The sequence below is a fragment of the Serratia sp. CY31944 genome (assembly GCF_052169175.1).
Taxonomy (GTDB): Bacteria; Pseudomonadota; Gammaproteobacteria; order Enterobacterales; family Enterobacteriaceae; genus Serratia; species Serratia sarumanii.
The window spans coordinates 83,908-105,600 of record NZ_JBJNLG010000018.1 but is presented as its reverse complement, the minus strand read 5'-3'; the positions used below and the strand labels follow the sequence as shown (position 1 = coordinate 105,600).

Annotated in this window: 17 protein-coding genes and 1 other RNA gene; 11 read left to right on the top strand and 7 right to left on the bottom strand. The window is 61.8% G+C overall.

Annotated elements, in window-relative coordinates; translation table 11 throughout:
• Window positions 1-151: 151 nt before the first annotated feature.
• Window positions 152-547: a DoxX family protein gene (locus ACJ8IN_RS18395; RefSeq protein WP_004937119.1), complete on the top strand. Its 396-nt coding sequence runs from the start codon at window positions 152-154 to the stop codon at window positions 545-547.
• Between the two features lie 70 nt (window positions 548-617).
• Window positions 618-1,604, top strand: a complete 987-nt coding sequence (locus tag ACJ8IN_RS18390) for a glutathione S-transferase family protein (protein WP_060424574.1) — start codon at window positions 618-620, stop codon at window positions 1,602-1,604.
• Between the two features lie 50 nt (window positions 1,605-1,654).
• Here the strand turns inward: ACJ8IN_RS18390 and ACJ8IN_RS18385 are convergent, their stop codons facing one another.
• A complete protein-coding gene (locus ACJ8IN_RS18385) occupies window positions 1,655-2,551 on the bottom strand; it encodes a LysR family transcriptional regulator (protein ID WP_004937113.1) in 897 nt (298 codons plus the stop codon).
• 107 nt (window positions 2,552-2,658) lie between these two features.
• Between ACJ8IN_RS18385 and ACJ8IN_RS18380 the strand changes: the two genes are divergently transcribed.
• Complete coding sequence (locus ACJ8IN_RS18380) at window positions 2,659-3,360, top strand: pirin family protein (RefSeq protein ID WP_041036808.1); 702 nt, start codon at window positions 2,659-2,661, stop codon at window positions 3,358-3,360.
• 57 nt (window positions 3,361-3,417) lie between these two features.
• Here the strand turns inward: ACJ8IN_RS18380 and rnpB are convergent.
• Together rnpB and rsmI are read right to left on the bottom strand one after the other, a co-directional pair.
• An RNA gene (gene rnpB / locus ACJ8IN_RS18375) (RNase P RNA component class A) lies at window positions 3,418-3,795 on the bottom strand.
• 41 nt (window positions 3,796-3,836) lie between these two features.
• Window positions 3,837-4,700 (bottom strand): 16S rRNA (cytidine(1402)-2'-O)-methyltransferase, encoded by an 864-nt coding sequence (gene rsmI, locus ACJ8IN_RS18370; RefSeq protein WP_004937108.1) that lies wholly within the window; start codon window positions 4,698-4,700, stop codon window positions 3,837-3,839.
• A 62-nt stretch (window positions 4,701-4,762) separates the two neighbouring features.
• Between rsmI and ACJ8IN_RS18365 the strand changes: the two genes are divergently transcribed.
• Genes ACJ8IN_RS18365 through dolP form a run of 4 tightly spaced genes read left to right on the top strand, consistent with a single transcriptional unit; the run spans window position 4,763 to window position 8,376 of the window.
• Entirely contained in the window at window positions 4,763-6,799 is a 2,037-nt protein-coding gene (locus ACJ8IN_RS18365) for a penicillin-binding protein activator (protein WP_308326061.1), read from the top strand.
• Complete coding sequence (locus tag ACJ8IN_RS18360) at window positions 6,796-7,149, top strand: YraN family protein (protein WP_086556960.1); 354 nt, start codon at window positions 6,796-6,798, stop codon at window positions 7,147-7,149. Before ACJ8IN_RS18365 ends, ACJ8IN_RS18360 begins: the two co-directional genes overlap by 4 nt.
• Window positions 7,150-7,200: 51 nt before the next feature.
• Window positions 7,201-7,791 (top strand): DnaA initiator-associating protein DiaA, encoded by a 591-nt coding sequence (gene diaA / locus ACJ8IN_RS18355; RefSeq protein ID WP_004937103.1) that lies wholly within the window; start codon window positions 7,201-7,203, stop codon window positions 7,789-7,791.
• A 9-nt stretch (window positions 7,792-7,800) separates the two neighbouring features.
• Window positions 7,801-8,376 (top strand): division/outer membrane stress-associated lipid-binding lipoprotein, encoded by a 576-nt coding sequence (dolP, locus tag ACJ8IN_RS18350; RefSeq protein ID WP_033636114.1) that lies wholly within the window; start codon window positions 7,801-7,803, stop codon window positions 8,374-8,376.
• A 39-nt stretch (window positions 8,377-8,415) separates the two neighbouring features.
• Here the strand turns inward: dolP and mtgA are convergent, their stop codons facing one another.
• From mtgA to arcB, 3 genes are all read right to left on the bottom strand, one after another.
• Window positions 8,416-9,147 carry a monofunctional biosynthetic peptidoglycan transglycosylase gene (gene mtgA / locus ACJ8IN_RS18345; RefSeq protein ID WP_047570434.1) on the bottom strand — a complete coding sequence of 244 codons (732 nt, stop codon included), beginning with the start codon at window positions 9,145-9,147 and terminating at the stop codon, window positions 8,416-8,418.
• Window positions 9,144-9,797: an isoprenoid biosynthesis glyoxalase ElbB gene (elbB, locus tag ACJ8IN_RS18340; RefSeq protein ID WP_047570433.1), complete on the bottom strand. Its 654-nt coding sequence runs from the start codon at window positions 9,795-9,797 to the stop codon at window positions 9,144-9,146. The genes mtgA and elbB overlap by 4 nt, the downstream gene beginning before the upstream one ends.
• Window positions 9,798-10,034: 237 nt before the next feature.
• Window positions 10,035-12,374: an aerobic respiration two-component sensor histidine kinase ArcB gene (gene arcB / locus ACJ8IN_RS18335; RefSeq protein WP_060429152.1), complete on the bottom strand. Its 2,340-nt coding sequence runs from the start codon at window positions 12,372-12,374 to the stop codon at window positions 10,035-10,037.
• Window positions 12,375-12,785: 411 nt separating this feature from the next.
• Between arcB and ACJ8IN_RS18330 the strand changes: the two genes are divergently transcribed.
• On the top strand, window positions 12,786-13,493 hold the full coding sequence (locus ACJ8IN_RS18330) for an acid phosphatase (protein WP_060424577.1): 708 nt from the start codon (window positions 12,786-12,788) through the stop codon (window positions 13,491-13,493).
• On the opposite strand, the gene ACJ8IN_RS18325 is transcribed toward ACJ8IN_RS18330, so the two are convergent.
• Window positions 13,488-14,420, bottom strand: coding sequence for a TIGR01212 family radical SAM protein (locus ACJ8IN_RS18325; RefSeq protein ID WP_060424578.1), 933 nt, complete (start codon window positions 14,418-14,420; stop codon window positions 13,488-13,490). The genes ACJ8IN_RS18330 and ACJ8IN_RS18325 overlap by 6 nt on opposite strands.
• Before the next feature lie 691 nt (window positions 14,421-15,111).
• On the opposite strand from ACJ8IN_RS18325, the gene gltB reads away from it, so the two are divergent.
• From gltB to ACJ8IN_RS18310, 3 genes are all read left to right on the top strand, one after another.
• Complete coding sequence (gene gltB / locus ACJ8IN_RS18320) at window positions 15,112-19,572, top strand: glutamate synthase large subunit (protein ID WP_047570429.1); 4,461 nt, start codon at window positions 15,112-15,114, stop codon at window positions 19,570-19,572.
• Window positions 19,573-19,586: 14 nt separating this feature from the next.
• Window positions 19,587-21,005: a glutamate synthase small subunit gene (locus ACJ8IN_RS18315; RefSeq protein WP_033649001.1), complete on the top strand. Its 1,419-nt coding sequence runs from the start codon at window positions 19,587-19,589 to the stop codon at window positions 21,003-21,005.
• Window positions 21,006-21,170: 165 nt separating this feature from the next.
• Window positions 21,171-21,650, top strand: a complete 480-nt coding sequence (locus tag ACJ8IN_RS18310) for a hypothetical protein (protein ID WP_060424579.1) — start codon at window positions 21,171-21,173, stop codon at window positions 21,648-21,650.
• Window positions 21,651-21,693: the final 43 nt, after the last annotated feature.

Here is a 21,693-nt window from a genome sequence, read left to right as displayed (position 1 = left end):
CGACAGTTTTACTTGCTAACAACCTGAGCACTTCCCGCTTAACATTCACTCCATCAATTTGAGACGGAGCGGACAGGGTAAGAGACCCGCTACGCCGCCCGTTGATATGACTACCGCCGAACAGGCGCACAAAAACACTTTGGAGTAGATGATGAAAAAATTAGAAGATACAGGTTTGTTGGTTGCTCGTATTCTGATGCCAATCCTGTTTATCGTGGCAGGCTACGGCAAAATGGGTGACGCTTATGCCGGTACCCAACAGTACATGCAATCGATGGGCGTGCCTGGCTTCTTGCTGCCCCTGACCATCCTGCTGGAATTTGGCGGCGGTCTGGCGATCCTGTTCGGTTTCCTGACCCGCACTGTAGCGCTGTTCACTGCCGGTTTCACCATTCTGACCGCGCTGCTGTTCCACACTGACTTTGCGGAAGGCGTAAACCAGCTGATGTTCATGAAAAACCTGACCATCGCCGGCGGCTTCATCGTGTTGGCGGTCGCAGGCCCTGGCGGTTTTAGCATCGACCGTCTTCTGAACAAGAAATGGTAATCTAAACTGTCATTCAGGGCCCGGCATGCCGGGCCCTGTCGCTTTTCACTCGGACACCAAGGAGATTCCCATGGGACAACTCGTCGATGGCGTTTGGCAAGACATCTGGTATGACACCAAATCTACCGGCGGCCGTTTCAAACGTTCAACCGCTCAGTTTCGCAATTGGGTGACCGCCGACGGTCAGCCGGGCGAACACGGCGCGGGCGGCTTCCAGGCCGAAGCGGGCCGTTATCACCTGTACGTTTCTCTCGCCTGCCCCTGGGCGCACCGCACGCTGCTGATGCGCAAACTGAAAGGGCTGGAGCAGATCATTCCGGTCTCGGTGGTGCACCCGCTGATGCTGGAAAATGGCTGGACCTTCGGCCAGGATTTTCCTGAAACCACCGGCGATCCGCTGTATCACGCCGACTTCCTGTACCAGATCTACCTGCGGGCCGATCCGCACTACAGCGGGCGCGTGACCGTGCCGGTGCTGTGGGATAAACAGCGGCAAACCATCGTCAGCAACGAATCCGCCGATATCATCCGCATGTTCAACAGCGCGTTTGACGGCGTGGGCGCCCGCGCGGGCGATTACTACCCGGCCGATCTGCGCGGCAAAATCGATGAGCTGAACGGTTGGATTTACGATCAAGTGAACAACGGCGTGTACAAGGCCGGTTTCGCCACCAGCCAGGAAGCGTATGACGACGCGGTCAGCGGGGTCTTCAGCGCGCTCGAACGCCTGGAGCAGATCCTGGGGCAGCACCGCTACCTGACCGGCGATCGGCTGACCGAAGCCGATCTGCGTCTGTGGACCACGCTGGTGCGCTTCGATCCGGTGTACGTCACCCACTTCAAGTGCGACAAACACCGCATCAGCGACTACCTGAACCTGTACGGTTTCCTGCGCGACATCTACCAGATGCCGGGCATCGCCGAGACGGTCAGCCTGCCGCACATTCGCAACCACTACTACCGCAGCCACGCCACCATCAACCCGCACGGCATCATTTCCATCGGGCCGGCGCAGGATCTGGACGAGCCGCACGGCCGCGACCAGCGCTTCAGCTAAGGCAAAAAAATCCCCTTGCCGCCCGGCAAGGGGATGTCATCCAACCGGCGTTAGCGCTGTGCGAACAGGCGCGGAATTTCACGCAGGAACCAGGCCTTCGCCTCCCCCATGCTGTCGCGCCGCCAGGCCATGATGATATCGGCTTCGCGGCTGTATTCCGGCCCCACCACGCGCAGCCGCCCGGCCTCGATATCTTTCTCCACCATCGGGTAGGGCATGGTCGCCACCCCCAGCCCGGCCAGCAGCGCCAGGCGTTTGTCTTCGATGGTGCTCACCGTCAGGCGCTGTTGTTTATCCAGCAGCTGTACGGTCAACACCGGGCGCTCGCGGGCGGTATCCGCCACCGCGATGCCGCGGTACTTCACGCGGGTCACCTCGGACAACGGCTCCGGCTCCTGGTGGATCGGGTGATCCGGCGCGGCGACATAAACGCTCATCACCTTGTACAGTTTGCGGGTGTTGATCTCCGACGACGCGCGGAAGTGCATGTCCGGCGCGATCACGATGTCGGCGCGCCCCTGCTCCAGCCGTTCCCAGGCGCCCGCCAGCACCTCGGTGAAAATCGACACCTGGGTGTTGGCCTTCAGCGCCAGCTTGTCCACCAGCGGAAACAGCAAGCTCGGCGGCGACAGCGCTTCGCTGACGATGGTCAGGTGGGTTTCCCAACCGCGCGCCAGCGCTTCGGCGTCGGTGGTCAGCTTGTCGGCCGCTTCCAGCAGCACCCGCCCGCGCTCCAGCAACATGCGCCCCACGTTGGTGAACTTGGTGCGGTGGCCCGAACGGTCGAACAGCACCACGTCCAATTCTTCTTCCAATTTTTGCATGGTGTAGCTGAGCGCCGACGGCACCCGGCCCAATTCGTCGGCGGCCGCGGCGAAGCTGCCGCGCCGGTCGATCGCGTCCATCACTCTCAGCGCCTCAAGCGTGAGCGCCCGATCTCTGGCCATCACATCCCTCTGTCAGGAAATTTGAATATGCCGACCAGATTAACTGGCTAACAATCCGACGTCCAGATGCTTACCATTTGGATAATGAATTTAGAGAGCCGATTGCCATGATCACATGCAGAACAGCACAACAATGCGGGCAAGCTGACTTTGGTTGGCTGCAGGCTCGCTACACCTTTTCCTTTGGTCACTACTTCGATCCCAAACTGATGGGCTACGCGTCGCTGCGGGTGCTGAATCAGGAGGTGCTGGCGCCGGGCGCGTCGTTCCAGCCGCGCACCTATCCCAGCGTGGATATCCTGAACCTGATCCTGCAGGGCGAGGCGGAATATCGCGACAGCGACGGCAACACCGCGCGCGCCAAAGCCGGTGAAGCGCTGCTGCTGGCCACCCAGCCGAGCCTGAGCTACAGCGAACAGAACGTCAGCAACGATACGCCGCTGACTCGCCTGCAGCTGTGGCTGGACGCCTGCCCGGAACGCAACAACGAGCGGGTGCAGCGCCTGACGCTGCCGGCGGCGGGCAACCTGCTGCTGGCCTCGCCGGACGGCGCGCAGGGTAGCCTGCAGCTGCGCCAGCAGGTTTGGATCCACCATCTCGATCTACAGCCGGGCGAAGAACAAACGCTGACGATTAACGGGCCGCGCGCTTATCTGCAGTCGATACACGGTACCATCGCCGCCACCGGCGAGCGCCACGAAGAACAACGCCTGACCTGCGGCGACGGCGCCTTCGTGCGCGAGGAGAATCGCCTGACGATCCGCGCCGAGACGCCGCTGCGCGCACTGCTGATTGACCTGCCGGTGTAAGCCGGCCGGAAAACGAAAAACCCCGCGCAACTGGCGTTGCGCGGGGTTTTCTTTTGTCGAGGGAGTTGACCGGTAAGCCGGGTTCTGTCGTGGACAGTCATTCCTCTAGGCCAGCAATCGCTCACTGGCTCAAGCAGCCTACCCGGGTTCAGTACGGGCCGTACCATGTGAACCCCTATTTGGCCTTGCTCCGGGTGGAGTTTACCGTGCCACGAACTGTTGCCAGCCGCGCGGTGCGCTCTTACCGCACCCTTTCACCCTTACCTGATCCCGCTTGCGCGGGCCATCGGCGGTTTGCTCTCTGTTGCACTAGTCGTAGGCTTGCGCCTCCCAGGCGTTACCTGGCACCCTGCCCTATGGAGCCCGGACTTTCCTCCCCTCCATCTGTCTCCCCGAAGAGGACGGCAATGAAGCGGCGACTGTCTGGTCAACTCCGGCGCGGATAGTAGCGTCGCGGCGGCGGCAGGTCAACCGCTTTACGGCTGTTGTTGCTCCAGCGCGTGCTTATACAGCGCATTTTTCTTCACGCCGTGGATTTCCGCCGCCAGCGCCGCCGCCTTTTTCAGCGGCAGCTCTTTTTGCAGCAGCGCCAGCGTGCGCAGCGCCTCAAGCGGCAGCGCATCCTCCTGCGCCTTGTGGCCTTCGACGATCAGCACCATCTCGCCGCGGCGGCGCACTTCATCTTCCTGCACCCACGCCAGCAGCTCGCCCACCGGCGCGCCGTGGATAGATTCCCAGGTTTTGGTCAGCTCGCGCGCCAGCACCACATAGCGCTGCGGCCCCCAGACGGTGACCATGTCCTGCAGGCTTTCCAGCAGGCGGTGAGTGGACTCGTAGAAAATCAGCGTGCGCGGTTCCTCCGCCAGCGCCATCAGCGTATCCTTGCGCCCCTTGGTTTTCGCCGGCAGGAAGCCCTCGTAGCAGAAACGGTCGGAAGCGACGCCCGCGGCGCACAGCGCGGTGGTGGCGGCGCAGGCGCCCGGCAGCGGCACCACGCGAATGCCGGCCTCGCGGCAGCGGCGCACCAGGTGATAACCGGGATCGTTGATCAGCGGCGTGCCGGCGTCGGACACCAGCGCGATGCTCTGGCCCTCCTGCAGTTTCGCCAGCAGCTGATCGGCCTTTTGCTGTTCGTTGTGGTCATGCAGCGCGAACAGACGCGCGTTGATCGCGAAGTGTTGCAGCAGCAATCCGGTATGGCGCGTGTCTTCCGCCGCGATCAGATCAACGCTTTTCAGTACCTCTAACGCACGGTGGGTGATATCGCCCAGATTGCCGATTGGGGTGGGCACCACATACAGCGTTGATGCAGAAATGACTGATTGTTGGTGTTGATTCATTGTTTCATCCGGGTTGCCGATTTAATATTGAGCATCTTGAAAAAAACATCACTGGATACAGTATGCTTTCCTCAACATTCGTTCGTACCAAAGCAGGGCGTTCCAAGCCTGTCCGACTTACCGCAGTCATCGCGGCCGCCCTTTTCCTGGCAGGCTGTCCAAGTCGGGCCCCGCAAACGCCGCCCGCCAATATACAGGACGAAGCGAGCGCCAGCTCCGATTACTACCTGCAGCAGTTGCAGCAAAGCAGCGATGATAACAAGGCTGACTGGCAATTACTTGCTATTCGCGCCTTGCTGCGTGAAGGAAAACTGCCGCAGGCCGGCGACCAGTTGAATCAGCTGCCGAAAAACCTCAGCGGCGCGCAGCAGACTGAACGCCAGTTGCTGACCGCCGAACTGCAGATCGCCAACAAGAGCTACGTCAGCGCCCGCAGCACGCTGGGCCATCTGGACAGCGGTTCGCTGTCGCCGAATCAGAAGGTGCGCTACTACCAGGCGCAGATCGCCGCCAATCAGGGCAAAGCGTCGCTGCCGTTGATCCGCGCCTATATCGCTCAGGAGCCGTTGCTGACCGGCAAACCGCATCAGGACAACCTGGATCAGACCTGGCAGGCGCTGCTGCAGCTGACGCCGCAGGAGATGAACAGCCTGGTGATCAACGCCGACGAGAACGTGCTGCAAGGCTGGCTGGATCTGCTGCGCGTCTATCAGGACAACAAGCAGGATCCCGATCTGCTGAAGGCCGGCATCAAAGACTGGCAGAACCGTTATCCGAAGAACCCGGCGGCCAAAACGCTGCCGGCTCGCCTGAACCAGGTGCTGAACTTCACCCAGGCCTCCACCTCGAAAATCGCCCTGCTGCTGCCGTTGAACGGCCAGGCGAAAGTGTTCGCCGACGCCATCCAGCAAGGCTTCGAAGCGGCGAAAAACGGCGGTTCCATGCCGGCGCCGCAGCCTCAAACCGCGCCACCGGCCAGCATACCGGCCCAAACGGCGCCGGCCGATCAGGCCGCCACGGGTGACATCAACGCCAACGGCGCGGTCAGCCCTTCGGCGCAAGAGAGCCAGCCTGCCGTGACCGCCGCGCAGCCCGCTGCGCCGTCCAGCGCGCCGATAACGCCGCCGCAGGCCGCCAACGCGCAGGTCAAAGTGTACGACACTACCAGCCAGCCGCTGGCCGCCTTGCTGAGCCAAGCGCAGCAGGATGGCGCCACCCTGGTGGTCGGGCCGCTGCTGAAAGAGAACGTCGATCAGTTGTCCGCCAGCACCACTACGCTGAACGTGCTGGCGCTCAACCAGCCGGAAACGCCGAAGGACAACCTGAACATCTGTTACTTCGCCCTGTCGCCGGAAGATGAAGCGCGCGACGCCGCTCGCCACATCTGGGAACAGCAGAAGCGTCAACCGCTGCTGCTGGTGCCGCGCGGCGCCTTCGGCGATCGCGTCGCCAAGGCCTTTAACCAGGAATGGCAGAAGCAAGGCGGGCAAACCGTGCTGCGTCAGGACATCGGCTCCGCCGGCGAGCTGCGCCAGATGGTGAACAGCGGCGGCATCCGCATGACCGGCACGCCGATGTCGAGCGCCCCGGCGCCGCAGAGCGTGACCATCGCCGGGCTGACCATTCCGGCGCCGCCGAGCGACGTGCCCGCCGCAACCGGCGGCGTCGACGCGGTGTATATCGTCGCCACGCAGTCTCAGCTGACGCTGATCAAACCGATGATCGACATGGCCACCAGTTCGCGCGGCAAGCCGGCGATGTACGCCAGCTCGCGCAGCTACCAGGCCGGCGCCGGCCCGGACTTCCGTCTGGAAATGGAAGGCCTGCAGTTTAGCGATATCCCGCTGCTGGCCGGTTCAAACCCTCAGCTGTTGCAGCAGGCCAGCGCGCGCTTCCGCAACGACTACTCGTTGGTGCGCCTGTATGCGATGGGGATGGATGCCTGGACATTGGCCAACCACTTTGCTGAAATGCGCCAGCTGCCGGGCTTCCAGGTTTCCGGCACCACCGGTATGCTGAGCGCGTCGCCGAACTGCGTGATCAACCGTAAGCTGCCTTGGCTGCAATACCGTCAGGGCACGGTCGTTCCGGTCTCTTGAACCCACGCGCCTCAGGGGCGGGCTATGAGTTACTGGCCCGCCGTCACCTGGAACACGCCGGGCTCACCTTCTGCGCCGCCAACGTCGCGGTGCGCGGCGGTGAGCTCGACCTCATCATGCGCGACGGCGCTACCTGGGTATTCGTCGAAGTGCGCTACCGCCGCAACGACGCCTTCGGCGGCGCGGCCGCCAGCGTCACCTTTCGCAAACAACGGCGGTTGCTGCACGCCGCCGCTGTCTGGCTGGCGGGGCGCGGAGCCAGTTTTGACACATCATCTTGCCGTTTTGATGTTTTGGCCATTACCGGTAGCCAGTTAGAATGGATACCCAACGCCTTCAATGCGGATTAATCGGGGTTTTGCGGCGCAGACCGGCCCTTTGACTTAGTGGATTAATACAACGTGCTGGATAGAATTAAAGTCTGTTTTACCGAAAGCATCCAAACCCAAATCGCGGCGGCGGAAGCATTGCCGGACGCCATTTCCCGCGCTGCGATGACGCTGGTTCAATCCTTACTCAACGGCAATAAAATCCTGTGCTGCGGCAACGGCACCTCGGCGGCCAACGCGCAGCACTTCGCCGCCAGCATGATCAACCGTTTTGAAACCGAGCGCCCCAGCCTGCCGGCCATCGCCCTCAACGCCGACAACGTGGTGCTGACGGCAATCAGCAACGATCGGCTGCACGACGAAGTGTACGCCAAGCAGGTGCGCGCGCTCGGGCACACCGGCGACGTGCTGCTGGCGATTTCCACCCGCGGCAACAGCCGTGATATTGTGAAAGCGGTCGAGGCGGCCGTCACGCGCGATATGACCATCGTCGCGCTCACCGGCTACGACGGCGGCGAGCTGGCCGGGCTGCTCGGCCAGCAGGACGTCGAGATCCGCATCCCGTCGCACCGCAGCTCACGCATTCAGGAAATGCATATGCTGACCGTAAACTGCCTGTGCGACCTGATAGACAACACGTTATTCCCCCACCAGGACGATTAAGGAACTGAGATGAAGCTAAAAGCCACATTTGCAGTGCTGTCCAGCGCCCTGCTGTTGCAAGGCTGTATCGCCGGCGTCGTCGTCGGCAGTGCGGCCGTCGCCACCAAAACCGCCACCGACCCGCGCAGCGTCGGGACCCAGGTGGATGACGGCACGCTGGAAGCCAGGGTCGAAAACGCCCTGAGCAAAGACCAGCAGTTGAAGAAAGATGCCCGGGTGGTCGCCACCGCCTATCAGGGCAAGGTGCTGTTGACCGGCCAGTCGCCTAACGCCGATCTCACCGCGCGCGCCAAGCAGATCGCCATGGGCGTGGAAGGCACGAGCGAAGTGTATAACGAAATCCGTCAGGGCACGCCGGTCAGCCTGAGCACCGCGTCCTCCGACACCTGGATCACCACCAAGGTGCGTTCGCAGCTGTTGACCAGCGATACGGTGAAATCGTCCAACGTGAAGGTCACTACCGAAAACGGCGAAGTGTTCTTGCTGGGCCTGGTCACGCAGCAGGAAGGGCAGTCGGCGGCGCAGATCGCCAGCCAGGTCAGCGGCGTGAAGCACGTCACCACCGCCTTTACCTATGTGAAATAATCCGCTTGGCGGGAACGGCGCCCTGCCGTTCCCGCCCGTTTAATCCAGCGAGTTCTCGCGTAAAAACGCTTCCCCGCCCAGCTGCCGCATCTGGCGCATGATCCACTGTTGACGCTGCACCACATAGCCGGACGGCGCATCGGCCCTGAAACGATGCGGATTCGGCAATACCGCCGCCAGCAGCGCCGCTTCGGCCGCGCTCAGTCGTTTAGCCGGCTTATGGAAAAAGCGCTGTGAAGCCTCCTCCACGCCGAATACCCCGTCGCCGAACTCGACGATGTTCAGATACACCGTCAGAATGCGCCGTTTGGTCCACACCAGCTCGATGCCCGACGTCAATCCGGCCTCCAGCCCTTTGCGCAGCCAGCTGCGGCCATCCCACAGAAACAGGTTCTTGGCGGTTTGCTGCGACAGCGTGGACGCGCCGCGGATACGCGTCGGGCGCTTCTCGTTGTGGCTGAGCGCCTTTTCAATGGCCGCCACGTCGAAGCCCCAATGGTCTGGAAACTTCTGATCCTCCGCCGCCATCACCGCCAGCGCCATTTGCGGCGAGATGTCGTCCATCGACACCCAGTCCGAATGGGCGACGTAGCCGAAGTCGCCGTTCAGCCAGGCGCTGACTTGCCGCTCCGCCATCACGGCGGAAAACGGCACCGGCAGGAAGGCGAAGAGCACAATGCCCAACGCCCACAGACCGAGGATCGCGATGACGCCGCGCTTCAGCCAATACCACGGACGCAGCCGCCGCCATCCGCCGAGCGATTTTCTCATTCAGCCAGTTCCAGCACCCGCGCCACCAGCTTATCGATGCCGAGGGCCGCCTGCGCGATCGACGGCGCCAGCATATAGGCCGGCGTGGTCACGATCTTGTGATCGCTGTCCACCACGATGTCGTCCACCGGGCAAATCACCGGTTCGCCGCCCATGGCGTCAATCACTTCTCCCAGGTCCGGATCGTTGCCAATGGTCAGCCGCGCTTGTTGATCCAGCAGTTTCGGCAACAGCGCCGGCGCGATGCACATCAGGCCAATTGGTTTGTTGGCCTTATGCATCTCGCGCGTCAGGCGCGCCAAATCTTCATCGACCCAACATTCCGCGCCGGCTTCGGCGAAATTGCTGAGGTTCTTGGCGGCGCCAAAGCCGCCGGGCACGATCAGCGCATCCAACTGCGCGGCCTCCGCCAGCGCCAGCGGCTGCACCGCGCCGCGGGCAATGCGCGCCGACTCAATCAGGACATTGCGCGTCTCCGCCATCTCATCGCCCGATAAGTGATTAATAACATGGCGTTGTGGTTTATCAGGCGCAAAGCACACCGCCTGCGCGCCGGCACGATCCAACGCCAGCAGCGTCAGCACCGCTTCATGGATCTCCGTACCGTCATAAACGCCGCTGCCGCTGAGGACTACACCCACCTTTTTCATCACTCTTACTCCTGTCGCTGCTGTCAACTGGTTCGTGCTCGGAGTTGACAAACACTAATCTACATCACACATTTTAATGAATCTTCTAACAAGAGCGCTTACATTTGCTATGTTGTTGGCTGTATGATGTTTAGGAATTCGCTACAACCTGCTCGACCAGAACACTGAAACCAATACGCAGGTTCACAATTTCCCTGGTGTTGGCGCAATATTCGCGCACCCCGGCTTAGGTCGGGGTCATTTTTTTTCAGCGTTCTCTACCCAAGCCCGCAGTACCTGCACGTCGTTGCGCCACTCTTGCTTCAACTCATCCACCCAGTCCTGCACGTTATCCCACCAGGCCGGCAGCGTCGGCGTTTGAATCTGCTGCGCCAGCTGCTGCAGATGGCGCAGACCGACCGAACCGGCGGCGCCCTTGATCTTGTGCCCTTCCTCGGTGATGCCTTTTTGATCGCGCGCCGTCATGTTGGAGTCCAGCACCGCCAGATAGCCCGGCATCATCTGTTCGAACATCTCCAGGCTTTGGTGGATCAGCTGTGGGCCAACCAAATCCATGTACTGCTCCAGCATCGCGGTATCGAGTAACGACTCATTAATCTGCATCGCCTTGTGCTCCGTTTTCTTTGAAGTGTGAGAAGGTTGATGATCCCAATAGTGTTTGATGACCTGGGTCAATGCCGGCACCGACAGCGGCTTGCTCAGCACATCGTCCATGCCCGCCTCGAGGTACTCTTTTTTGTCTTTCAGCACGTTGGCGGTCAGGGCCACCAGCGGCGGCAGCGCCTGACCGGCGTAGCGCTCACGCAGCGCCCGGGCGATGTCCAGCCCGGTCATGTCCGGCAGTTGAATGTCCAGCAGCACCAGATCGAACTCGTCCGGATCGAACATCACCAGCGCATCGTGGCCGTTCATCGCCACCTCGACGCTGTTGCCCAGCTTCTCCAGCACCGAGCGCGCCACGATCACGTTCAGTTCGATATCCTCCACCAGCAGGATGTGCAGCGCCGGCAACGGCAGCTCCTCTTCCTCCGGCGCCGCGCTGACGGCTTCCTGCACCGCCGGCGCCTGGATGGTCAGAGTGAAGCAAGAACCGTGCCCCTGTTCGCTGCGCACGGTGATGTCGCCGCCCATGCTCTGCGCCAGCCGCTTGGAGACCGCCAGCCCGATGCCGGTGCCGGTGGCCGGGCGGCCGCCGCGCTGATCTTTCACTTGGTAATACATGGCGAAGATCTTGTCCTGCTCGTCCTGCGGGATGCCCATGCCCGAGTCTTCCACCTCGAACACCAGCTTCTCCTGCGCCTCGCGCCGCACGCGCACCACGATTTGCCCCTGCTGGGTGAATTTCACCGCGTTGCCGATCAGGTTCCACAAAATCTGCCGCAGGCGCGTACCGTCGGTCACGATCTGCTGCGGCAGCGGCGTTTGCGGCTCCATGATGAACTGCAGCCCTTTCGGCTGCGCCAGCAGGCCGGAGAGATTCTCCAGATCCGCCAGGAAACCGGTGAAGTCCACCGGCTGGTTGTCGAGCTGCACCTTGCGCCGCTCGAGCTTGTCCATTTCGATAATGTCGTTGAAGATATTGCCGAGGGTGATGGCGCTGACGTGAATGGTCTTCAGGTATTTCAGCTGCTCGTCGTTCAGCTCGGTATCGAGCAGGATGCGGCTCAGGCCGACGATGCCGTTAAGCGGCGTACGCAGCTCGTGGCTGATGGTGGAGATAAAGGTGGTCTTCTCCCGGCTGGCGTTCTCCAGCGCGTCCTGGTAGCGCTTACGCTCGGTAATATCGCGGCCGAAGCCCATCAGCCCGTGGCGTTTGCCCACCCGGTCGTAAAACGGCACCTTGCGCAGTTCGAAACAGGCCTTGCGGCCGTCGGGATACACCAGCCATTGTTCGTAGGTCAGCGAGACGTTGTGGCGGAACACCTTCTCGTCGGTCTCAATGACCTTTTCGGCGATCTCCTGGCCGTAGACGTCGAACGGCGTCAGGCCGATCAGCTGCTTCTCGCTCTTGCCGGTCAGCAGCTCCATCGCGCGGTTGCAGCCGGAGAACTCTTTGTCTTCGTTGCGGTAGTAGACCAGGTCCGGCGAGGCGTCGAGGAAGGAACGCAGCAGCGCCGACTGCTGGCCCAGCTCAATCTGCGCCAGCTCGCGCTGTTCCATCTCTTCCGTCAGCTTCTCCATCACCTGCAGGCGCTCTTCTTCCGCCTTGATGCGATCGGCGATCTCCTGATTCAGCTGACTGATATTGTCTTTGAGCTGCTGATTGAGCTCCAGATCGCGGTGGCGCATCTCTTCCAGCTTGTCCACCAGCCGCGCCAGCCGTTGGCGCGACTCCTCCAGCTGCTCCACCACCACCGAGAGGAAGTAGACCGCCCACGGGGTGATCAACAGGCCAAAGAAGATTGAACGCACCACGTCGATGCTTTCCACTTCGCCGCGCAGCAGCATGGTCACCGCCATCTGCACCACCATCGCCAGCACCACCAGCGCCGAGGCCAGCAGCAGCGAGAAGCGCACCAACCCCAGTTTCACCATTAAATCAACGTAGTACTGGGCCAACACCCGGATTTGCTTCATAGCGGCTCCCATCAGACACAATCTTTTGAATCATACCGTAAATTTTTCCGCCGTGTCTGAGAGTCAAGTCCTGCTAACGGAAAATAGCGGCGTCTGGCGTGCATCGGGCGGTTCATTGCCGTCGACACCGTGGAAAAGCACGTTGATCAATCCGCTCATACTTAGGGATTAATCACTTGTAACTAAAAGACTTTTTCTGTGACGAACCCCACACCTCAGCCGCTTGAGAAGGCCTTTCCGTTAATATATTAATGATGCACCGTGCATGACGCATGCTTTAGCAGACACGGATAGCGAAGCCCTGAGGCTTGAAGTAAGGGAAAGGATGTTATCCCGCGGTTTACTTTCACCGGCAGCAGCGTTGTGGCCAGCCCGGCAGGCTTCCTCATTTCCCTGACGTGAGGATTGACCATGTTAACCATCTATCGCACTACCCTGTTCGTCCTGTCTTTGACCGTTATTATGCCCCTGAAGGCCGCCACTGCCGTGGCCGGCTACCTGAATGCAGAGCAACGGCAAATCGCCACGCTGTTGCCGCCGCCGCCTTCAACGGATACGCCGCAGAATCGGGCGGATCTGCAGGCGGTTCTGGCCATTCAGGCTAACCGCACGGCGGAACAAATCGCCAAAGCCAAGCGGGACGACCACCTGGAAGACGCCGCCTTCCCCTTCGCCCGCGAGATCTTCGGCCCGACCTTTACCGTCGAACGCCATCCGCTCACCGCCGCCCTGTTCCGCCGGGTCTATCAGGACTTTGAACAAAGCCTGATGCCCGCCAAGGCCTTCTATGGCCGCCCGCGCCCCTATGAGGCCGACAGCCGCGTGAAACCGCTGCTGCCGCCGCCGGAAGGCGATTCCTACCCTAGCGGACACGCGATGGACAGCTACCTGACGGCGCTCCTGTTGGCGCAGATGGTGCCGGAAAAACGCAGCGCGCTGTTTGAGCGGGCGGCAAGCAATGCGCAAAGCCGGGTGATTGCCGGCGTTCACTACCCGAGCGATCTGGAAGGCGGCAAGTTGGCGGCGACGGCGCTCGCCGCACGACTGCTGGCGAATCCGCAGCTGCAGGCCGATCTGCAGCGCGCCCGCGTGGAGGTGCGCGCCAACCTGCAGTTATAACGTCGGTGAATAATGCAGGGCGGCATCCAGCGCGCTGCCCTGCCCGCCGTATTGCTGCAGATAAGCGCCCACCGCCTGCATGCCACGCCAGCGGTTTTCGCACCACAGCGGCGCCAGCAGCGTAGGCCGACGGGCGCTGGCGGACAGGCGGTGATACACCACCTCGCCCGGCGTGTGGCGGATCATCTCCCCGGCGCTGACGGCGTAATCTTCCAGCGCCAGTTCGGGCAATCGCCCGGCGCGCCACGCGCGGGCCAGGGTGCTGCCGGTAACAACGTGCAGCGGATGCAGCTTGATGCCATCCACGCCGCTCTCCACCACCCGCTGCAGCGTGAGCAGATGATCGCGCTGGGTTTCTCCCGGCAGCCCGACGATCAGATGGCAGCACACCTTCAGCCCGTGCTGCCGAGCCCGTTGCGCGGTCTGCTGATAGCAGCGGAAATCATGGCCGCGGTTGATGCGTTTGAGCGTTTTATCGTGCGCCGTCTGCAGCCCCAGTTCCAGCCACACTTCATAACCCTCTTCGCGATACCCCGTCAGCAGATCCAATGCGGCGGGCGGCACGCAGTCCGGCCGGGTGCCGACGCACAGGCCGACCATGTCGCTCTGCGCCAACGCCTGCCGATACATCGACGCCAGCAGTTCGACCTCCGCATAGGTGCTGGTATAGGCCTGAAAATAGGCCAGATAGCGCCGCGCCCGGTCGACCCGCGCGGCCTGTTGCGCCAGCTGTTCGGCGATACTCTGCCGCTGCATCGCCTCATCGGCGAACGAAGCGACGTTGCAGAACGTACAGCCGCCGCGCCCCAACGTGCCGTCGCGGTTAGGGCAGCTGAATCCGCCGTGCAGCGTGAGTTTATGGATCTTTTCGCCATGGCGGCGCTGGAGATCCGCGCCAAACATATTGACTAATTGCGGCAACTGCATAATCTTGGTGATTCTCTGTGTTCAAAGCCGCGATGCTAATAAGAAACGGCTTTTCCCGCGATGACAGAGATCAACGCTTTCCCCGCAAGGCGCCACCAGGCATAACTATTCATCATAAACGCAAATCAATTCACTATAATTCTGATGAATTATTCTAATCGTCACGCAACCGTTAACGGCAATATGACAACACGGTGAAAAATAGTCATAAACATCAACTAAGCAATATCTTATAGAATAAAACTCTGCCATTAACCCCCGCACTAGCATGGTGCAGAGATTAAGGGGTTGCACTATAGTGAGACAGCTCACACTTCTGCGGGGATCGGCGTTGCCCCACGATAGTGCAAAAATGCATTAAACACCTTATTTTTCAAATAAATAAATACCATAAATTCGATAAGAATCTATCTTAAGCCCACATTTGACCTGCGAATTCTTTCTCGCTAAGTTGGAAGTCCGCTGGAAGCTTTCTGGACGGGCAAACGTCTCGTCATATTTATGCAGTAATTGAAGACTCCCTCTTAAAACAAGTCCTATACCACTTGTGAGACCGTCACGAGAGGCCATTGATGGAGGGCGGAAAAGCAGATTGGCGGGGTTAACTTGCTGATTGGACTTCTGCCTGAAATTGGGAAGCCCCCTCGCAGTAGGTTGTGAGAGTCACGCAGAGCCTGGGGAGGTTCACGATATGTTGTACGATAAATCCCAAGAGAGGGACAACTGTGGTTTCGGCCTGATCGCCCACATAGAAGGCGAACCTAGCCACAAGGTGGTGCGCACCGCCATTCACGCGCTGGCCCGCATGCAGCACCGCGGCGCGATCCTGGCCGACGGCAAGACCGGCGACGGCTGCGGCCTGTTGCTGCAAAAACCCGATCGCTTCTTCCGCATGGTGGCGGAAGAGCGCGGCTGGCGTTTGGCCAAGAACTACGCCGTCGGCATGATGTTCCTCAGCCAGAATGAAGAGGAAGCGCGCCTCAGTCGCCGCATCGTGGAAGAAGAGCTGCAAAACGAAACGCTGTCGATCGTCGGCTGGCGCGAAGTGCCGACCAACCCGGACGTGCTGGGTGAAATCGCCCTCTCCTCCCTGCCGCGCATCGAGCAAATCTTCGTTAACGCCCCGGCCGGCTGGCGCCCGCGCGATATGGAGCGCCGCCTGTTCGTGGCGCGCCGCCGCATCGAGAAACGCGTGCTGGACAACAGCTTCTACGTCTGCAGCTTCTCCAATCTGGTGACGATCTATAAAGGCCTGTGCATGCCTGCGGATCTGCCGCGCTTCTATCTCGATCTGGCGGACCTGCGCCTGGAATCGGCCATTTGCCTGTTCCACCAGCGCTTCTCCACCAACACCGTGCCGCGCTGGCCGCTGGCGCAGCCGTTCCGCTACCTGGCGCACAACGGCGAAATCAACACCATCACCGGCAACCGCCAATGGGCGCGTGCCCGTACCTACAAATTCCAAACGCCGCTGATCCCGGATCTGCAGGCCGCCGCGCCGTTCGTCAACGAAACCGGCTCCGACTCCAGCTCGCTGGACAACATGCTGGAGCTGCTGCTGGCGGGCGGGATGGATCTCATCCGCGCCATGCGCCTGCTGGTGCCGCCGGCCTGGCAGAACAACCCGGACATGGACGGCGATCTGCGCGCCTTCTTCGACTTCAACTCGATGCACATGGAGCCGTGGGACGGCCCGGCCGGCATCGTGATGTCCGACGGCCGCTACGCCGCCTGTAACCTCGATCGCAACGGCCTGCGCCCGGCGCGCTATGTCATCACCAAAGACAAGCTGATCACCTGCGCCTCCGAAGTCGGCATCTGGGATTACCAGCCGGATGAAGTGGTGGAAAAAGGCCGCGTCGGCCCCGGCGAGCTGATGGTGATCGACACCCGCAGCGGCCGCATCCTGCACTCGGCGGAAACCGACAACGATCTGAAAAGCCGCCACCCGTACAAAGAGTGGATGGAGAAAAACGTCAAACGTCTGGTGCCGTTCGAAGATCTGCCGGACGATCAGGTCGGCAGCCGCGAACTCGACGACGCACAGCTCGAAACCTACCAGAAACAGTTCGGCTACAGCAGCGAAGAGCTGGATCAGGTGATCCGCGTGCTGGGCGAGATCGGCCAGGAAGCCACCGGTTCGATGGGCGACGATACCCCGTTCGCCGTGCTCTCCAGCCGGCCGCGCATCGTTTACGACTATTTCCGCCAGCAGTTCGCGCAGGTCACCAACCCGCCGATCGATCCGCTGCGCGAAGCGCACGTCATGTCGCTGGCCACCAGCATCGGCCGTGAAATGAACGTGTTCTGCGAAGCCGAAGGCCAGGCGCACCGCCTGAGCTTCAAATCGCCGATCCTGCTGTACTCCGATTTCAAACAGCTCACCACGCTGGAAGGCGAATACTATCGCGCCGAGACGCTCGATCTGACCTTCGATCCGCAGCAACAGGATCTGGAGCAGACCATTCGCGCCCTGTGCGACGAAGCGGAACGCAAGGTGCGCGAAGGCGCGGTGCTGTTGGTGCTGTCCGACCGCGCCATCGCGCCCGGCCGCCTGCCGGTCCCGGCCCCGATGGCCGTTGGCGCCGTGCAAACCCGCCTGGTAGAGAAAAGCCTGCGCTGCGACGCCAACCTGATCGTTGAAACCGCCAGCGCCCGCGATCCGCACCACTTCGCCGTGCTGCTCGGCTTCGGCGCGACCGCCATCTACCCGTACCTGGCCTATGAAACCCTGGCCAAGCTGGTGGACAGCCAGGCGATCGACAAGAAATACCGCGACGTGATGCTGAACTACCGCAACGGCATCAATAAAGGCCTGTACAAGATCATGTCCAAAATGGGCATCTCGACCATCGCCTCTTACCGCTGCTCCAAGCTGTTCGAAGCGGTCGGCCTGCATCGCGATCTGGCGGATCTGTGCTTCCAGGGCGTGGTCAGCCGCATCGGCGGCGCCAGCTTCAGCGACTTCCAGCAGGATCTGCAGAACCTTTCCAAGCGCGCCTGGCTGAAACGCAAACCGCTGGAGCAAGGCGGCCTGCTGAAGTTCGTGCACGGCGGCGAATACCACGCCTACAACCCGGACGTGGTGAACTCGCTGCAAAAAGCGGTGCACAGCGGGGAATACAGCGACTATCAGGCCTACGCCAAGCTGGTGAACGAGCGGCCGGTCGCCATGCTGCGCGATCTGCTGGCCATCACGCCGAAAGGCGAACCGATCCCGGTCGATCAGGTTGAACCGGCGGAGTCGCTGTTCAAACGCTTCGACACCGCGGCGATGTCGATCGGCGCACTGAGCCCGGAAGCGCACGAGTCGCTGGCGATCGCCATGAACGGCCTCGGCGGCTTCTCCAACTCCGGCGAAGGCGGCGAAGATCCGGCGCGCTACCGCACCAACAAGGTGTCGCGCATCAAACAGGTGGCCTCCGGCCGCTTCGGCGTGACGCCGGCCTACCTGGTGAACGCCGACGTGATCCAGATTAAGGTGGCGCAGGGCGCCAAACCGGGCGAAGGCGGCCAGCTGCCGGGCGACAAGGTGACTCCGTACATCGCCAGACTGCGTTACTCGGTGCCGGGCGTAACGCTGATCTCCCCGCCGCCGCACCACGACATCTACTCGATCGAAGATCTGGCGCAGCTGATCTTCGACCTGAAGCAGGTCAACCCGAAAGCGGTGATCTCGGTGAAACTGGTTTCCGAGCCGGGCGTCGGCACCATCGCCACCGGCGTGGCGAAAGCCTATGCCGATCTGATCACCATCGCCGGTTACGACGGCGGCACCGGCGCCAGCCCGCTGTCCTCGGTGAAATACGCCGGCTGTCCGTGGGAACTGGGCCTGGTGGAAACCCAGCAGGCGCTGGTGGCCAACGGCCTGCGCCACAAGATCCGCCTGCAGGTGGACGGCGGCCTGAAAACCGGCGTCGACATCGTCAAGGCGGCGATCCTGGGCGCGGAAAGCTTCGGCTTCGGCACCGGGCCGATGGTGGCGCTGGGCTGTAAATACCTGCGCATCTGCCACCTCAACAACTGCGCGACCGGCGTTGCGACTCAGGACGACAAGCTGCGCCGCGATCACTACCACGGCCTGCCGGAACGCGTGACGAATTACTTCCAGTTTATCGCGCGTGAAACCCGCGAGATCATGGCGCAGCTGGGCGTGAGCCAGCTGGTGGATCTGATCGGCCGCACCGAGTTCCTGACCGAGCTGGACGGCATTTCCGCCAAGCAGAACAAGCTGGATCTGGCGCCGCTGCTGAAAACCGCCACGCCGCATCCGGGCAAAGCGGTGTACTGCACCGAAAGCAGCAACCCGGCGTTCGACAAGGGCTTGCTGAACAAAGAGCTGCTGGCGCAGGCGCAGCCGCATATCGAAGCGAAGCAGGGTAAAACCTTCTACTTCGACATTCGCAACACCGACCGCTCCGTGGGCGCCATGCTGTCCGGCGCAATCGCCGACGTGCACGGCGATCAGGGCATGGCGGCCGATCCGATCAAGGCGCACTTCTCCGGCACCGCCGGGCAGAGCTTCGGCGTCTGGAACGCCGGCGGCGTCGAGCTGACCCTGACCGGCGACGCCAACGACTATGTCGGCAAAGGCATGGCCGGCGGCAGCATCGCGGTGCGTCCGCCGATCGGCTCCGCCTTCCGCAGCCATGAAGCCAGCATCGTCGGCAACACCTGCCTGTACGGCGCCACCGGCGGCAAGCTGTTCGCCGCCGGCCGCGCGGGCGAACGCTTCGCGGTGCGCAACTCCGGCGCCATCACCGTGGTGGAAGGCATCGGCGACAACGGCTGCGAATACATGACCGGCGGCATCGTCTGCGTGCTGGGTAAAACCGGCATCAACTTCGGTGCGGGCATGACCGGCGGCTTCGCCTACGTGCTGGACGAAGACGGCGAGTTCCGCAAGCGCGTGAACCCGGAGCTGGTGGAAGTGCTGGATGTCGATCAGCTGGCGATCCATGAGGAGCACCTGCGCGGCCTGATCACCGAACACGTGCAGGCGACCGGATCTTCCCGCGCGGAAGAGATCCTGGCCAACTGGCCGGAGTGGGCGCCGAAGTTCGCCCTGGTCAAACCGAAGTCCAGCGATGTCAAAGCGCTGTTGGGTCACCGTAGCCGTTCCGCAGCCGAGCTGCGGGTGCAGGCGCAGTAAGAGGTAGGTCATTAATGAGCCAGAACGTTTACCAATTTATCGACCTGCAGCGTGTTGATCCGCCAAAGAAACCGCTGAAGATCCGCAAAATCGAGTTCGTCGAGATCTACGAACCGTTTTCGGAAACCCAGGCCAAGGCCCAGGCGGACCGCTGTCTGTCCTGCGGCAACCCGTATTGCGAGTGGAAGTGCCCGGTGCACAACTACATCCCGAACTGGCTGAAGCTGGCCAACGAAGGCCGCATCATGGAAGCGGCGGACCTGGCGCATCAGACCAACAGCCTGCCGGAGGTGTGCGGCCGCGTGTGCCCGCAGGATCGCCTGTGCGAAGGCTCCTGCACCCTGAACGACGAATTCGGCGCGGTCACCATCGGCAATATCGAGCGCTACATCAGCGATAAGGCCATCGAAATGGGCTGGAAGCCGGACATGTCACACGTGCAGCCGACCGGCAAGCGCGTGGCGATCGTCGGCGCCGGCCCCGCCGGGCTGGCCTGCGCCGACGTGTTGACCCGCAACGGCGTCAAAGCGGTGGTGTATGACCGTCATCCTGAGATCGGCGGCCTGCTGACCTTCGGCATCCCGGCCTTCAAGCTGGAAAAGGAAGTGATGGTCAAACGCCGCGGCATTTTCAGCGAGATGGGCATCGAGTTCCAGCTGAACACTGAAGTGGGCAAAGACGTCAGCATGGAGACCTTGCTGAGCGAGTACGATGCGGTATTCCTCGGCGTCGGCACCTATCAGTCGATGCGCGGCGGCCTGGAGAACGAGGAAGCGCAGGGCGTGTACGACGCGCTGCCGTTCCTGATCGCCAACACCAAGCAGCTGATGGGGTATGAAGCCGATCAGCACGAGCCTTACGTCAGCATGGAAGGCAAGCGGGTGGTGGTGCTGGGCGGCGGCGATACCGCCATGGACTGCGTGCGCACCTCGGTGCGCCAGGGCGCGACGCAGGTCATCTGCGCCTACCGCCGCGACGAAGCCAACATGCCTGGCTCCAAGCGCGAAGTGAAGAACGCCCGGGAAGAAGGGGTGGACTTCCAGTTCAACCTGCAGCCGCTGAGCATCGAACTGAACAGCGCCGGCCGCGTGGCCGGGGTGAAAATGGTGCGCACCCAGCTGGGTGCGCCGGATGCCAACGGCCGTCAGGCGGCGGAGCAGGTACCGGGTTCCGAACACGTGATCGACGCGGACGCGGTGGTGATGGCGTTCGGCTTCCGCCCGCACCGCATGGACTGGCTGGCGGCGCACGACGTGCAGCTCGATAAACAGGGCCGCATCCTGGCGCCGGAGGGCAGCGACAACGCGTTCCAGACCAGCAACCCGAAAATTTTCGCCGGCGGCGACGCGGTGCGCGGCTCCGACCTGGTGGTGACAGCGATTGCCGAAGGCCGCAAAGCGGCAGATGGCATCATGAACTACCTGGAAGTGTAAACCTTCCGTACCATCGGAGGCCCGGCATATTGCCGGGCCTCCGTTTTTAGCCTGCCACGCTTTGTCACCCCTCCCCCTCTCCTCACCGTCTCAACGCGCTATAGTATTGAGTTGGCACCATTGCGGGGCGCGGCTGCGCCTGACACCGAGATAAGGATAGCGAACATGAAATGCTCCATTTCCCTGTTGGCCGGCGCGCTGCTGGCCGTCAGTTTCAGCGCTTCAGCCATGGCGCTGGATTCGCAGGAGGTTGGTTACAATATCGAAGCGCGCGGCGCGCGGCCGGTCGTGGCTCAGTTAGGCAAGGCCGGGCAGTTCAACGCCGTGGAAAACAGCATCCGGCTGGGGGACGACAATTGGATTGCCCTGGCGCCCAAGCTGGCCGGCGGCGGCAATGCCGGCTTTACCGCTGGCATCAAATCGGCCCTCTCCGCCGCCCTGATCTACAATCCGGCGGCGGTGTTGCAGGCGCTCAACAAAGGCAACAATCTGCCGCTCAATGATATTTGCACCGCGCCGCCGGAAGTGCAAGGCGACACCGCCGTCACCAGTTTCCGCCAGCGCGCAACCCGCGCCTTGTCCACCGTGCGCGTAGGCGATCTCAGCGCGCCGCGCGATGCCTGCATTGCCGCCTTGAAAGGCTGATTCATTTCTGCCGGGCAAAAAAAAAAGCACCCCATGAGGTGCT